At 49.2% G+C, this 13,619-nt stretch carries 10 protein-coding genes; 6 read left to right on the forward strand and 4 right to left on the reverse strand.

The window, feature by feature from the left end:
- The first annotated feature begins 166 nt into the window (after window positions 1-166).
- The 4 genes from rocF to DXT99_RS06840 all read left to right on the forward strand — a co-directional run bounded on the left by rocF (window position 167) and on the right by DXT99_RS06840 (window position 4,652).
- A complete protein-coding gene (gene rocF, locus DXT99_RS06825) occupies window positions 167-1,138 on the forward strand; it encodes an arginase (RefSeq protein ID WP_115564794.1) in 972 nt (323 codons plus the stop codon).
- Window positions 1,138-2,928 carry an arginine--tRNA ligase gene (gene argS / locus DXT99_RS06830; protein ID WP_115564795.1) on the forward strand — a complete coding sequence of 597 codons (1,791 nt, stop codon included), beginning with the start codon at window positions 1,138-1,140 and terminating at the stop codon, window positions 2,926-2,928. The genes rocF and argS overlap by 1 nt, the downstream gene beginning before the upstream one ends.
- A gap of 115 nt (window positions 2,929-3,043) precedes the next feature.
- Window positions 3,044-3,661 carry a glutathione peroxidase gene (locus tag DXT99_RS06835; RefSeq protein WP_181885054.1) on the forward strand — a complete coding sequence of 206 codons (618 nt, stop codon included), beginning with the start codon at window positions 3,044-3,046 and terminating at the stop codon, window positions 3,659-3,661.
- Window positions 3,662-3,713: 52 nt separating this feature from the next.
- A complete protein-coding gene (locus tag DXT99_RS06840) occupies window positions 3,714-4,652 on the forward strand; it encodes a 1,4-dihydroxy-2-naphthoate polyprenyltransferase (protein ID WP_246000509.1) in 939 nt (312 codons plus the stop codon).
- A gap of 130 nt (window positions 4,653-4,782) precedes the next feature.
- On the opposite strand, the gene DXT99_RS06845 is transcribed toward DXT99_RS06840, so the two are convergent.
- From DXT99_RS06845 to DXT99_RS06860, 4 genes are all read right to left on the reverse strand, one after another.
- On the reverse strand, window positions 4,783-5,502 hold the full coding sequence (locus tag DXT99_RS06845; RefSeq protein ID WP_115564796.1) for a hypothetical protein: 720 nt from the start codon (window positions 5,500-5,502) through the stop codon (window positions 4,783-4,785).
- A 257-nt stretch (window positions 5,503-5,759) separates the two neighbouring features.
- The gene (locus tag DXT99_RS06850) at window positions 5,760-8,225 is read right to left on the reverse strand and encodes an outer membrane beta-barrel protein (RefSeq protein ID WP_115564797.1); all 2,466 of its coding nucleotides are present in this window, start codon (window positions 8,223-8,225) and stop codon (window positions 5,760-5,762) included.
- Between the two features lie 378 nt (window positions 8,226-8,603).
- Entirely contained in the window at window positions 8,604-9,215 is a 612-nt protein-coding gene (gene pncA / locus DXT99_RS06855) for a bifunctional nicotinamidase/pyrazinamidase (protein ID WP_115564798.1), read from the reverse strand.
- A gap of 139 nt (window positions 9,216-9,354) precedes the next feature.
- Window positions 9,355-10,818 (reverse strand): DEAD/DEAH box helicase, encoded by a 1,464-nt coding sequence (locus DXT99_RS06860; protein ID WP_394851321.1) that lies wholly within the window; start codon window positions 10,816-10,818, stop codon window positions 9,355-9,357.
- Between the two features lie 648 nt (window positions 10,819-11,466).
- On the opposite strand from DXT99_RS06860, the gene DXT99_RS06865 reads away from it, so the two are divergent.
- Together DXT99_RS06865 and DXT99_RS06870 are read left to right on the forward strand one after the other, a co-directional pair.
- Window positions 11,467-12,219 (forward strand): YebC/PmpR family DNA-binding transcriptional regulator, encoded by a 753-nt coding sequence (locus DXT99_RS06865; protein ID WP_115564800.1) that lies wholly within the window; start codon window positions 11,467-11,469, stop codon window positions 12,217-12,219.
- A gap of 233 nt (window positions 12,220-12,452) precedes the next feature.
- Window positions 12,453-13,568: a CaiB/BaiF CoA transferase family protein gene (locus DXT99_RS06870; protein WP_115564801.1), complete on the forward strand. Its 1,116-nt coding sequence runs from the start codon at window positions 12,453-12,455 to the stop codon at window positions 13,566-13,568.
- Window positions 13,569-13,619: the final 51 nt, after the last annotated feature.

Genomic DNA, 13,619 nt, shown 5'->3' on the forward strand with positions numbered 1-13,619 from the left:
CTGTTATTTACCATCTTTGCAAAAAGTTTGTTCAGATAATGTAAGGCGCAGTCTGATATACTGTGATTCAAACAAAAAAGCTCATAAAATAAATTCACCGGCGTTTTGCATTTAGCAACGACAGCTATTCGCAAAACAGGTGCCAGAGAAGAGCTAACGTAAAAATATGAAGAAAATTAAACTGATAGAAGTAAGATCGGAGCTGGGTGCCGGAACAAGGGGGGCGAGTATGGGCATTGAGGCCTTGAAGGTGGCGTGCCTGGACAAGGGGTCTGATTATTTCAAGCGTTTCAACTCTGTCAGCGTACCCGACCTCAACTACACCCTTTTTGACAAGGATGTTTTCCCTAATGCGCACCGTATCGACAGTATCCTGACGGTGCAGAAGAACATCGTGAATGCCGTAGAGCAAACCATCGGCATGGGCATGTTCCCGCTGGTGCTGGCCGGAGACCACTCCAATGCACACGGCACGATAGCCGGCGTAAAGGCCGCTTACCCGGATAAAACGCTGGGCGTTATCTGGATTGATGCACACGCTGACATCCATTCGCCGTACACCTCTCCATCTGGCAACGTGCACGGTATGCCGCTGGCCATGGCCCTGAACATCGATAACCTGGATCGCCAGATAAACGACCCTGCACCGGAGACAGTTTTCTTCTGGAACTCGCTTAAGAAACTAGGCTATGAGGGACCAAAACTAAAGCCCGAGCACCTGGTCTACATTGTAGTGCGCGACACGGAGGAGCCGGAGGACTACCTGATGGAGAAGCATGGCATCAAGAACTTTACATATAAAGAGTTTGCTCAGAAAGGAGCTCAAAAGGTGGCCGAAGAAACGCTTGAGCGCCTGCGCGACTGCGACATTCTTTACGTGTCGTTCGACGTTGACAGCCTCGACTCCAAGTTCTCTAAAGGCACCGGTACTCCGGTAGAGGTTGGCCTAACGGTAGAGGAAGCACAGGAACTGAACTTCAGCCTGCTGCAGGACTCCCGCGTGGTGTGTTATGAAATGACGGAGATAAACCCAACATTGGATACAGAGAACACCATGGCCGAGAATGCCTTCGAAATTCTGGAGACGGCCACTACTGCTATTTTACACCGAGAGTTAAAAAGTACAACGATACATTAATGCAACTTCAAAACGTCCTTAGCCAAAGCATCAGTCAGGCGCTGCAAGCTTTGTTTTCTATTTCTGTTGATGCCTCACAAATTGCCCTGCAGCCTACCCGAAAGGAGTTTGCAGGAACCTTTACCTTCGTTACCTTCCCATACACCAAACAAGTAGGGAAAGGCCCGGAGCAAATAGGCCAGGCGCTGGGAGAGTACCTGAAGGAAAACACGACAGAGGTAAAAAACTTCAACGTAGTGAAAGGTTTCCTGAACCTGGAGATAGAAGAGAAGGAGTGGCTGCGCCTGTTTAGAGGATTGATGCAGGACGAGAACTACGGACAGGGGGAGCCGAGCGGCCGGAACGTGATGGTGGAGTATTCCTCACCCAACACAAATAAGCCTTTACACCTGGGCCACCTGCGCAACAACTTCCTAGGCTACGCTACAGCAGAAATTCTGAAAGCGAACGGCCACGAAGTGATGAAGGTGAACCTGGTAAACGACCGTGGTATCCATATCTGCAAATCGATGCTGGCTTATGAGAAGTTTGGTAATGGCGAAACACCGGAAAGCAGCGGCATAAAAGGCGACCACCTGGTGGGCAAATACTATGTGCTGTTCGACAAGGCTTATAAAGAGCAGGTAGAGGAACTGGTGGCGCAGGGCATGGACAAAGAGGAAGCCAAGAAAAAGGCCCCGCTCATGCTGGAGGCACAGGACATGCTGCTGAAGTGGGAGCAGGACGATGAAGCCGTGGTTGACCTCTGGAAGCAGATGAACAGCTGGGTGTACGCTGGCTTCGACCAGACTTACCGCAACATCGGCGTTGATTTCGATAAATTCTACTACGAGTCCCAGACCTATACCCTAGGTAAAGAAAGGGTAGAGGAAGGCTTGCAGAAAGAGGTTTTCTTTAAAAAGCCGGACGGTTCTGTGTGGGTAGACCTGACAGGCGAAGGGCTGGACGAGAAACTGCTGCTGCGCGCTGACGGCACCTCCGTATACATTACCCAAGACCTGGGCACGGCAGAGCTGAAGTATAATGATTTCCCCTATGACCAGTCAGTGTACGTAGTGGCCGATGAGCAGAACTACCATTTCCAGGTGCTGCAGGCTACGCTGAAGAAACTCGGCAAGCCTTATGCGGAAGGTATTTACCACTTGTCTTACGGCATGGTAGACCTTCCTTCCGGCAAAATGAAATCCAGGGAGGGTACGGTAGTGGATGCGGATGAGCTGGTGCAGGAGATGATTGACACGGCACGGCAGCAGACGGAAGAACTGGGGAAAATTGAAGGCTTTACAGAAGAGCAGGCGAAGGAGCTTTACCATACCCTGGCGATGGGCGCCCTGAAGTACTTCCTGCTAAAGGTAGATCCGAAGAAACGCATGCTGTTCAACCCGCAGGAATCTATTGACTTCCGTGGTAATACAGGGCCTTTTATTCAGTACTCGCACGCACGAATTTCCGCTATACTTCGCAAGGCAGGCGAAATGGGTATAACCGTGGATGTTTCTGCTTTTGATAAAGTGGAAAATCTGCACGAGACGGAGCAGGAGGTGATTGTGCAATTGGTGAACTACCCGGCTGTGGTGAAAGAAGCAGGCAACCTGTTTGCGCCATCCGTAATTGCGAACTATGGATATGAGTTGGCAAAGGCATACAACCGCTTTTATCAGGAGGTGTCTATCTTCAACGAAACAGACGAGCAGGCGCGAAACTTCCGTATAGCCCTGTCTGCCATGGTAGCCCGCTTTATCCGGCACAGCATGAGCCTGTTAGGTATTGAAGTGCCGGAGAGAATGTAAAATGTTTCTGCCAGTTTTAGGGGTTGAATTTGCCGCATGTTTTGCGAAACATGCGGCAGACTTTTCTGTTAAAGGAGCAGCTTAAGAGGTACTTTATATAATTTAGTCGTATACCATGACCAAAACTTTTACTTTGATATTACAGGTAGCAGCGCTGATGGGCCTGCTCAGTACTTTAGTAGCTTGCCAGAACAGCGCAAGCCAGAACTTAACCTCAGATTCAGAAACTATGGCAACAGAAACAACCTCAAACCCGAATGCACAAACCAGCGACTTTTATGGCTTCCAGATGAAGACACTGGATGGCAAAAACGTGGATTTCTCTGATTACAAAGGCAAAAAAGTGCTGCTGGTGAACACTGCCTCTGAATGCGGCTATACGCCGCAATATGCCGAGCTGCAGCAGTTGCACGAAGCACATGGTAACGAGGTAGTGGTACTTGGCTTTCCGGCAAATAACTTTGGAGGCCAGGAGCCAGGCAGCAACGAGGAGATTGCGTCATTCTGCCAGAAAAACTATGGCGTTACCTTTCCAATGTTCGAGAAAGTATCCGTGGTAGGCGAGGACAAGCACCCACTCTTCACCTGGTTGCAGCAAAACGCTCCAAACAACGAGGAGCCAGCCTGGAACTTCAGCAAGTACCTGGTTGATGAAAACGGTAATGTGGTAGCCTTTTACCCATCCAAAGTGAAGCCGATGGATGAGCAACTGCTAACTGCTATCAAGCAATAATTACGTTATGTGTCGAGGCATCAAATTGCCCTCACTTATCTGCTAATAAAAGTTGAACAATACATCTCAACAAACTACTTCCCCAAATCCAGGTCTGGCAAAGGCCTGGATTTCGGCTTTTAGGCCACGTACCCTTCCGCTGGCGCTTTCCTGTATCGGCATGGGAGGATTTATGGCAGCCGCTCACAATCAGTTTAACGGCACTATCGTCAGCCTCTGTGTGCTAACCACCCTTTTTCTGCAAATACTCTCGAACCTCGCCAACGACTACGGCGACACTAAACATGGAGCCGACAGCGTGCACCGTGAGGGGCCGAAGCGGGCGGTGCAGGCCGGGTATATCAAAGCGGAGCAGATGAAGAAGGGGATGTTGGTCTTCAGCCTGCTCTCTCTGGTATCAGGACTGCTTTTGCTGTGGGTGGCTTTCGGAACAGAGGGCATACTGCTGTTTCTGGTGTTCCTGGTACTGGGGCTGGCTTCTATCTGGGCTGCCATCAACTATACCGCCGGCGACAAACCCTATGGCTACGCCGGCCTGGGCGATATTTTTGTATTCATCTTCTTTGGCCTGGTGGGTGTGCTGGGAACTTACTTTCTGCAGGCGCAGGAACTGGAGGCGATGGTGATACTTCCGGCATTGGTCTGCGGTTTTTTCTCCACAGCCGTGCTCAACGTCAACAACATCCGCGACATTAAGTCTGACACCCTGGCTGGCAAGAACTCTATACCCGTGCGGCTAGGGCCAAAGAAAGCCCGTATTTATCACGTGATGCTGCTATTGGGTGGCGTGGCAAGTGCTTTTGCTTACGTATTATTGAATTACGAAAGCCCCTGGCAGTTCCTGTTCGCGCTTGCCCTGTCGCTGGTGCTGGTGAACGGTATAAATGTTTGGCGCAAGCAGACCTCTCAGGAACTGGACCCTTACCTGAAGCAAATGGCCCTGACAACGCTGCTGTTCGTGTTGCTGTTTGGGATAGGTCAGGTGGTGTAGTTGATATAGTTTTAAAAGTCCGCCAGTATTAGTTCAGGCTAAGAAAAGCATGATAATGTATGAAGTATGAATCATACATTATCATGCTTACTGCTTGGAAAGGTATAACAATTTGGGGGCGAGTTTGGGCTCAACTAGCCAATGTACTGCAAAACTGCAGCAATTTCTTCAAATCCTGCTCGTCACTCAGATCAGGAGAATGCTCCTTTAAATAAGCGTTTATTTGCTTTCTGTGTTTAGGGAATAGCTTCAGGATACTCGGTTTGTTCACTCTATGAAACTGGTTTCTTTCGTCTATCAGAAAATAGGCTACCTTCTCTGAAAAAACCACATCACCTTTTTGCTCCAGCGAATAACTTTGGCTGTTGCTGCCTATTACCGTGCTTGTATTTCTGATAGAGGAGGCTCCGGACGCCTGACCATAAGCTCCTACCTTGTCGGCTCCGGCAAATTCAAGCTTTTGTCTCTTTCCCAGTTTTACGGCATTGAACTCTGCCACAACTTCCAGAAATTCCTCTTCCTGGTTATGCAGATAGGTACTTTCTCCTACTAAAACTGATACAAGCGAAGGTTCACCAGCCAAGGCCATGGTATCTCCTTTGGGAGTGATAAACTGCACTTCTCCCAGCAAGTTATTATAATTGAATGTAGCCGACGTGAAGTTACCGTTCATGTAAACTACCTTCCCCTTTTGAAATGAAGGGTAGCGGTACTGAAGCTCAACAGGAATCACTTTAACAGGACTTTCTCCGGTTTTAACCCGGAAAGTTGTGGCAGTCTGCTGGGCCTGTACAAAACTGCCGCCGCTTAAAAATATAAATATGACAATGCACCATCCTGTTCTTTTCATAGCTACACAATTTAGACTGATTAAGTGAACCTGTTTTAGATCAAACGTTTATGAATTTAGTTCTTTTTGAGGATAAAAGTGTAAACGCAGGTATAAATTTTAATTATTTATCCGATGCTGAATATTCTCAAGAGTTGATACAAAGTTGTTTAGCAGTAGTGACATCTGCTCTTTAGCAACTGGCACGTTACCCTAGGGTTGCCCCAGCCACTCATATGAGTAACTGAGGCATGCAAGTTTTTTAAAGCTTCTCCATATCAGTTTCCATTCCCGCCGCCACTGGTGCTATCTCCACCACCGCTCTTCATGTCGTCGTTTCTTATGCCGCGTCTGGTGCGTTTGATATCCTCTTTCAGCTTCCCGAATTTGTAGCTGAAACCGATGCTAATGCGGCGGCGCACGTTGCGGGACTCGTTGCGCTGAAAGAAGTCCGGTCCGCTTAACTCGCTGTAGTAGGTGAAGTATTTGTCAAGCGGACTCTGCACCGAGAGGTTGATGCTGGCTTTCTCATTCTTCAGGAAGCTTTTGCTCACAGAAGCACCGTTCCAAAACTGCCCGGAGGACCTGCCCTGCAGCAAAACACGCGGCGCATAGTAGCCCATGTTTACACTGGCACGCCAGTTCTTCTCAAACCTATAGCTGAAGTTGCTGAACATATAGCCGCTTATGCCACTGTTCTGAAGATCGATGCCGTTTATGTTGCCGCTGAGATCGCTGTAGGAGAGGGATCCGTTCAGGTTCATGCTAAGCTTCTGGAACAGGGTGGCATTACCGCTTAGCGAGAGGGTGGTGGTGCCGTTCTTGCCGATGTTGCCAAAGGTGGTGCTACTTACTGAATCTGCCGGGTTATAGCTGGTATAGCTCTGGATGGCATTGTTAGTAAAGGCGTGGGTAAGGGTGCTGTTGATGGAGTTGCTCCCCTTAAAAAAGCTGTGTGACAGGCTGAGCACGTGGCTTGTCGCCGCCTCCAGGTTAGGGTTACCAAAGGAGACGCTCTTTTCAGTCAGCCTGTTAACGTATGGGTTCAGGTAGTACAGGCCCGGCCGCTCGATTCGCTGCGTATACGAGGCTTTTAGGGTAGCCATGCTCTTCAATGTGCGGGTAAGGGTGATGTTCGGGATCAGGTTCAGGTAATCTTGCTCGGCCACCGAGCCGGATGATTTAAAATTCGCATCTACCACCGTCTGCTCCAGGCGCGTACCCAGGCGCAGCCCCCACTTGTCGAAGCGCAGGCTGGCGGAGGTGTAGGCGGCGTAGATATCCTGGCTGTAATCGAATTCGTTGCTTAGCCCCGGCACTTCCTCGAAAGTATCGGTTTCCGCGTTATAGTTGCGGTAATAGTAGTCGCTGCCGTTGTCGCGCAAAATGGTTTTGGCGCCAACCTCCAGGGTGTGCTTCTTAAACGGGTGCACATAGTCGGCCTGGTAGGTTTGTTCTAGTGATTGACCGTCATTGAGTGTGCGGGTTTCTGAAGGTCCGGAATAGTTCAGGATAGGGTTAAACAGCAGGTCAGCCTCGCTTCCGTCCTGACTGTCCCCAAGCTTGTAAGAGAGTGTAAGGAGCTGGTTTTTATTGCGCTTAAAGGTGTACTGGTAGTCGAGGCCTATTTCGTAGTTGTACCAATGGCCAGAAGAAGGGTTAATGCGCTCGTAGGCTTGCGTCCGGTTGCCCGCCCGGTTCAGTTCCTCCACTGTCTGCAGCCCCTGCGATTCATAGTCATTCCCATTAAGGCTGAACTTTGCGGAAAGCAGGTTCAGCGTGTCAATCTCATAGCTCAGCTCACCGGACACATAGCTATAGTAACTTTCGCTCAGGCCCGAACCCAACTGCACCGTCTTTGCACCGGTGTTTTGGTTGATGCGTTCAAAAGAGGAGGTATAGCCCGGGCTGGTGAATTTATTTGTGCCACCGTACGCAGAAAGGCCGAACTTGCCCATTTTAGCGGTTACGTTGGCGGAGCCGCTTCTGCTGTCTGGTGTGCTCTGCGATAGGTAGATGCTGCCATTGTAGCCGTTACTGGGCTTGCCGATGGTAATGACATTGATAATGCCTCCAATGCCATCGGCGTCATATTTGGCAGGCGGGTCTGTGATGACTTCTATGCGTTTGATGGTGCTGGCCGGCATGCTGCGGAATACGTCTTTGGGGCTGCGGGCAAAGAGGGTAGAGGCCTTGCCGTTCACAAGCACCTTAAAGCTGCCGCTGCCGTTAAGCTGAATGTTCTCTTCGGAGTCGACGCTCAACATCGGTACTTTTCGCAGCATATCGAGGGCTGTAAGCGTCTTGCTCTCCGGGTCAAACTCTACATTGTAACTGATCTTGTCGATGTCCTGGGTAATGAGCATTTTCTCGGCTGTTACCTCTACTTCCTGCAATTGCCTGGCGGAGCTGGCAATAATGATTTGACCCAGGTCTGCCACAGAACTGCCAGGTTCCAATACAGGAAGTTCTAGCAGGAACGGCTTATAACCAACATAGGTCACGATGAGCTTGTACTTAGCCAGCGGCAGGCCTGTTATCTCAAACTGGCCATTATCCTGAGTAAAGGTAGTTTTGACCGGTTCGTCTTTGTCTGGCTTACTAACCATAATGGTTACATAGCTGAGCGGTTTCTGATTGGCAGAATCAACCACCACACCTTTGATGGTGCCGGTTGCGGGGCTCTGGGCCCAGGTAATAGAGCTGAATAGCAGGCACAAAGCCAGCAGCAGAGTTTGTTTCATGTGTGTATAGGTAAATTAGTGGAGCATGCTAAACATCCAGCTGAGGACAGGCAATGCCTGTACACTCACTTCCAGGTCCTCACAAATTTCCTTTTACACATCAGGCAGCCTTGCCTGGCTCTATCCCAAAAGCTCTTTGATGGAAAGTAAAGTCATCATTGCTAATGCTTTACCTGTACAAGGTAGGAATATTTTTCAAACTATAACTATAGTTAAGGGCTTTTTTTGTTTAAACAACAAATTTTTTTTATCGAAGGCAGTGCTTACCAATACTTCTGAGGAAATCTTGGGGAAGTACAAGTATTAAAGTCGTCTCAAAGGCAGCATGAAAAGAAAAGCCGCTCGATATGGAGCGGCTTTTATGCTTGTAAAATACTTTTACTTTATGATGGTGTGGCTCTGTACCAGTTTGCCTCCTTTGCTTTCTATATCTGCCTTCGCTTTGTCAAAACCTTCCGGGCTTATGGCACGTGTGGCATCTTCTATGACAAAAGCTTTAAATCCTTCCTGTAGAGCGTCCTTAGCGGTAAAATACACACAATAGTCAGCGGCCAGGCCAGCCAGGTATACTTCTGTTACCTCCTTGCTCCGCAGGTAGTCTGTCAGGCCAGTACTCTTGAGATGACCGTTGTCATAGAAGCCGCTGTACGAGTCAATTTCTGGGCTCATGCCCTTCCGGAAGATCACTTCCACTTTGCGCATGTCTACCGCTTCTGAAAATGCGGCGCCGTTTGTACCCTGCAGGCAGTGGTCCGGCCAAAGTACCTGTTCCAGTCCCTGCAGTTCAATCACCTCAAAAGCACTTTTGCCGGTGTGGTTAGAGGCAAAGCTTTTGTGGTTTTCCGGGTGCCAGTCCTGTGTCGCCACTACCAGGTCGAACTGCTCCTGCAACTTGTTTACAATAGGGATAATGGCGTCGCCTTCGGGCACAGCCAATGCGCCACCCGGTAAGAAGTCATTTTGTATATCGATTAATAAAAGGGCCTTCATGTATTTTCTGCTGTTGTTTTACCTGTGTCAGTGCTAAGGGAGATAGTTTGTTCTGATTACAGAAAAATTACCATCGGTATCGCTCCAAAACAGCCAGAGCCGCTTACAAAGCGGCTCTGGCTGTTTATGACTTGTTTATTTATGATGCAGGCTGGTTTTCCTCTTTCGGCCCCTGACCTGATGCACCACCCTTACGGTTCCGGTTTCGGTTGTTGCTTTTTCGCCTCTTGTCACCGCTTCCTTCGCCTGATACAGCTGCCTTGTCTCCTCCTTCGGGGCGAGGGCGAGGCGTATGGTTCGCAGCCTTTATCGGCCTGTTATTGCCTTCGTCTTGTCGCGGACCTGCTGGCTTACTGCCTCCCCTGTGGTGCTTGCTGCGGTGGTTTTTATCACTGCCTCCTGAACCAGGGCGGTTTCCGCCTCTTTGGCGGGGGCTACCGGCATCATAGCGTTTGCCGGGGTCATAGGCCGGGCCGGGGCCGAAATCTTCCGGCAGTGGCAGCTTGGGCACTTCCCGCTCAATCAGGCGCTCCACTTTCTGCACGCGGTACATGTCTTTCTCGTTTACAAAGGTAATGGCCATGCCGGTAGAGGAGGCGCGGGCTGTGCGCCCCACACGGTGCACATAATCCTCAGCGTCCTGCGGCATGTCAAAATTTACCACGTGGCTCAGGCTGTCTATGTCGATGCCCCTGGAAAGGATGTCAGTGGCTACCACAATCTGGTACTGCTTGTTTTTGAAACCCTGCAGTGCCTTCTCACGCTCGTCCTGCGTCATATCTGACGAGATGCCCTCGGCGGTAAAGCCCATCTTCTGCAGCGAGCGCACAATCTGGTTTACATTTGACTTTCGGGAGGTGAAGATGATCATGCTCTGGACCTCCAACTCACGCAGCAGGTGCTCTAGCAGGGGCAGCTTCTGGTTATCGTAAGTCAGGTAGATACGCTGATCGATGCCCTCGGCCGGTTTGGCGACTGCCAGGTTTATCTCAGCGGGGTCTTTCAGAATCTGCTGTGCCAAATCCCGGATTTTACGGGGCATGGTGGCCGAGAAAAGAAGCGTCTGGCGCTGCTTTGGCAGCTGGCCAATTATCTTCAGGAGGTCGTCCATAAAGCCCATGTCCAGCATCTTGTCTGCCTCATCCAATACAAGGTGGTTCAACTGGTCCAGCTTTACGTAGCCCATGGCAAGGTGCGAGAGCAAACGGCCAGGCGTGGCAATAATGATATCGGCACCAGTGGTGAGGGCACGCTTCTGCTGATCCCAGTCATCTCCTTTGTTGCCTCCGTAGATGGCAATGGAGCTTACTGAGGCAAAATAGCCGAAACCTTCCACCTGCTCATCTATCTGTTTAGCCAGCTCACGCGTTGGCACCAGAATCAGGGTGCTGGTATGGTCGTAGCTCTCATGGGAGATGCGATCGATAAGGGGGAGCAGGTAAGCCGCTGTCTTGCCGGTGCCCGTCTGGGCGCAGGCAATCATGTCTTTGCGGTCAAGTATAAGTGGAATAGCCTGTTCCTGCACGGGGGTGGGGCTATTATAGCCCATAGAATTAATGCCCGTTAGTACGTCGTCGTGTAGGTTAAATGAACTGAAATTCAAAATATGGGTGTGTTATGTTTCATCTAATAACTCTTACACAAGTATTATGTAGAGTGTCTGCATGGTAAAGATAACATAAATAAAGAATTGTTGCTCTAAAGTAACATCGTAAACAATTTTTATCTAAAATATTTTAATTTGTTACATAGTATTATATTTGTATAAACTATAACATTTATATATAGTTTTCAAAATATTTAAAACTTTAGTGCTGCTCCTGTGCCTGCTATATCAGGATGGGATTATGTAATATTAAATAATATTAATACTTATATATTATAATATTTATTTAAAAAGTTATAGATGCTGCAACCTTGTTTCGGAGCAGGCGTAAAACTTCATGTATTTTGAAAGCAATACCATCTAATTTAATATATCTTAATTTATATATTCATGAAAAAGGTTATACAAGATTCCCCTAACTTCTTTTTGCTGTTAGGCGTGAACATCATCAATGCCATCTTTATGTTTATGTTATAAGCAGCGCCTATACATAAACATATACTACTATACTCCACTGAAAGAGCAGCCTTGCCACAGCGCAGGACTGCTCTTTTTTATGCATCCGAAGGAAAATATGCTTTACTTAGGCTTGTTGCCTGAAAAGGAGAATAGTAAGTTTCACTTATCTAAAATATACCTCAGTACATGGCAGGACATAATAAATGGTCGCAGATAAAGCGCAAGAAAGGCGCTCTGGATGCTAAACGCTCCAAGATATTCACGAAACTGATCAAAGAGATAACGGTATCGGTGAAAGAAGGAGGTCCTGACCCTGATGCTAATCCGCGCCTGCGCCTGGCTATACAGCAGAGCAAGGCTGCCAATATGCCGAAAGACAATATAGAGCGCGCCATCTCAAAAGGGGAAGGCACAGACGGCGATTACAGTGAGGTGACGTATGAAGGGTATGCTGTAAATGGCGTGGCTGTATTCATAGAATGCCTGACAGATAACATTAACCGTACGGTACAAAACCTGCGCACTATCTTTAACAAAGGGAATGGCAGCCTGGGTGTAAATGGCTCTGTTGAGTTTCTGTTTGACAGGAAAGGTGTTTTTGCAGCAAAACAAAATCCAGAGCAACCTGTGCAGGAGGAGGAACTGATGCTGGAACTGGCAGATGGCGGTGCCGAGGAAGTAGAGTTTGAGGAAGATTATATTACCGTATACTGTGCCATGGAAGATTTTGGGGCGATGCAGAAGAAAATAGAGGAGCTGAACCTGGACCTGGAAAGTGCCGAACTGCAGCGAATACCACAGACAACCGTAACCGTAGACGACCCCGAGGCGGTGCGCCAGATACTGAAGTTACTGGATGCCCTCGAAGACGATGACGACGTGCAGAAAGTGTACCACAACCTCGAACTTAGCGATGAGGTGCTGGCCGAACTGGAGTAGGTTGTTGACATGATATTTATGATAAGACGGAGACCTATGTGTTTCCGTCTTTTTAGTTTTAGAGCCCTGTCAGTTAACATCAAAGCGGCTTAGCCACAGATTGGCACTATCAACAACGCCCCTTAGATTGGGCCACCCTGTCTGTCTGGAACATAACAGATAAATTGTTAGGTTTGTGAATAGTGACAAATATATACCATTGGGCGAATGCCTGAGACATTAGCAGTGTAAACATGCAGAACCCAATTTTCAAAGATATGCTGGTGCTGGAGCTGGCAAGCGTGCTGGCAGGGCCAAGTGTGGGGCAGTTCTTTGCGGAGCTGGGGGCCAAAGTTATTAAAATAGAGAATGCTGCCACGCAGGGGGATGTAACACGCCGCTGGAAAGTCAGTAGTGAACCTGCCGACACAGATACACCTGCTTACTTCTGTGCAGTCAATTGGGGGAAGCAGTCATTGCCACTGGACCTGACGTGCCAGGATGACCTAAGGCAACTTTATAAGCTTGTAGAGCAGGCTGATGTTGTGATTGCCAGCTACAAACCCGGGGACGCCGAAAAGCTGAAGGTAGATTATAGCGTACTTAGCAGCATAAACCCGCGCGTGATCTACGGCCATATCACGGGTTATGGACCGGACGATGAACGGGCAGGCTACGATGCCGTGGTACAGGCCGAGAGTGGCTTCATGTACCTGAATGGGGAACCTGACGGAGCACCCACTAAAATGCCGGTTGCGCTGATGGACATCCTCACGGCGCACCAGCTGAAGGAGGGACTGCTGGTGGCGCTGCTGCAACGTGAGCGAAGCGGAAAGGGGCAGTTGGTGCAGGTGTCGTTGCTGGAGGCGGCGGTGTCGGCGCTGGCAAATCAGGCCACAGGCTTTCTGGTAGCTGGGCACAACCCGCAGCGCCTGGGCTCAGAGCACCCCAGCATTGTGCCTTACGGCAGTGCCTATACCACCAAAGAAGGAAGACAACTGGTGCTGGCTATCGGCGACGACCGGCAGTTCAGAAAGCTGTGTGCGGTGCTTGACGCACCGGAAATTGCCGATAACCCGAAGTACAGCACCAACTACAATCGGGTGCAGCATCGTAACGAAATAAACGAACTGCTGCGTAGTCTGATATTGGAGCAGGAGCGGGAGCCCTTGCTCCAAAAGCTTCATCAGCAACACGTGCCGGCAGGCGCTGTAAACACCATTCCCGAAGTATTTGAGTTACCACAGGCACAGCACATGCTGTTGCATCATCCGGAGGTGAAGCCGGGAATACGGCAGGTGGCCTTTCAAATGGCAGGCCAGGACCGAAGAGAAATCACGCCACCGCCAGGTTACGGAGGGAAAACGTAAGAAGTTGGCAGGCTTCAAGGAGAGGGGTATTATTTTACTTGTGTTACTTAC

Origin of the sequence: Pontibacter diazotrophicus, from assembly GCF_003367245.1 — a bacterium.
GTDB lineage: Bacteria > Bacteroidota > Bacteroidia > Cytophagales > Hymenobacteraceae > Pontibacter > Pontibacter diazotrophicus.

What these genes read in the sequence shown, in the direction of transcription:
- rocF (WP_115564794.1), top strand. Translation starts at nt 167, where the DNA reads ATGAAGAAAATTAAACTGATAGAAGTAAGATCGGAGCTGGGTGCCGGA.
- argS (WP_115564795.1), top strand. Translation starts at nt 1,138, where the DNA reads ATGCAACTTCAAAACGTCCTTAGCCAAAGCATCAGTCAGGCGCTGCAA.
- DXT99_RS06835 (WP_181885054.1), top strand. Translation starts at nt 3,044, where the DNA reads ATGACCAAAACTTTTACTTTGATATTACAGGTAGCAGCGCTGATGGGC.
- DXT99_RS06845 (WP_115564796.1), bottom strand. Translation starts at nt 5,502, where the DNA reads ATGAAAAGAACAGGATGGTGCATTGTCATATTTATATTTTTAAGCGGC.
- DXT99_RS06850 (WP_115564797.1), bottom strand. Translation starts at nt 8,225, where the DNA reads ATGAAACAAACTCTGCTGCTGGCTTTGTGCCTGCTATTCAGCTCTATT.
- pncA (WP_115564798.1), bottom strand. Translation starts at nt 9,215, where the DNA reads ATGAAGGCCCTTTTATTAATCGATATACAAAATGACTTCTTACCGGGT.
- DXT99_RS06865 (WP_115564800.1), top strand. Translation starts at nt 11,467, where the DNA reads ATGGCAGGACATAATAAATGGTCGCAGATAAAGCGCAAGAAAGGCGCT.
- DXT99_RS06870 (WP_115564801.1), top strand. Translation starts at nt 12,453, where the DNA reads ATGCAGAACCCAATTTTCAAAGATATGCTGGTGCTGGAGCTGGCAAGC.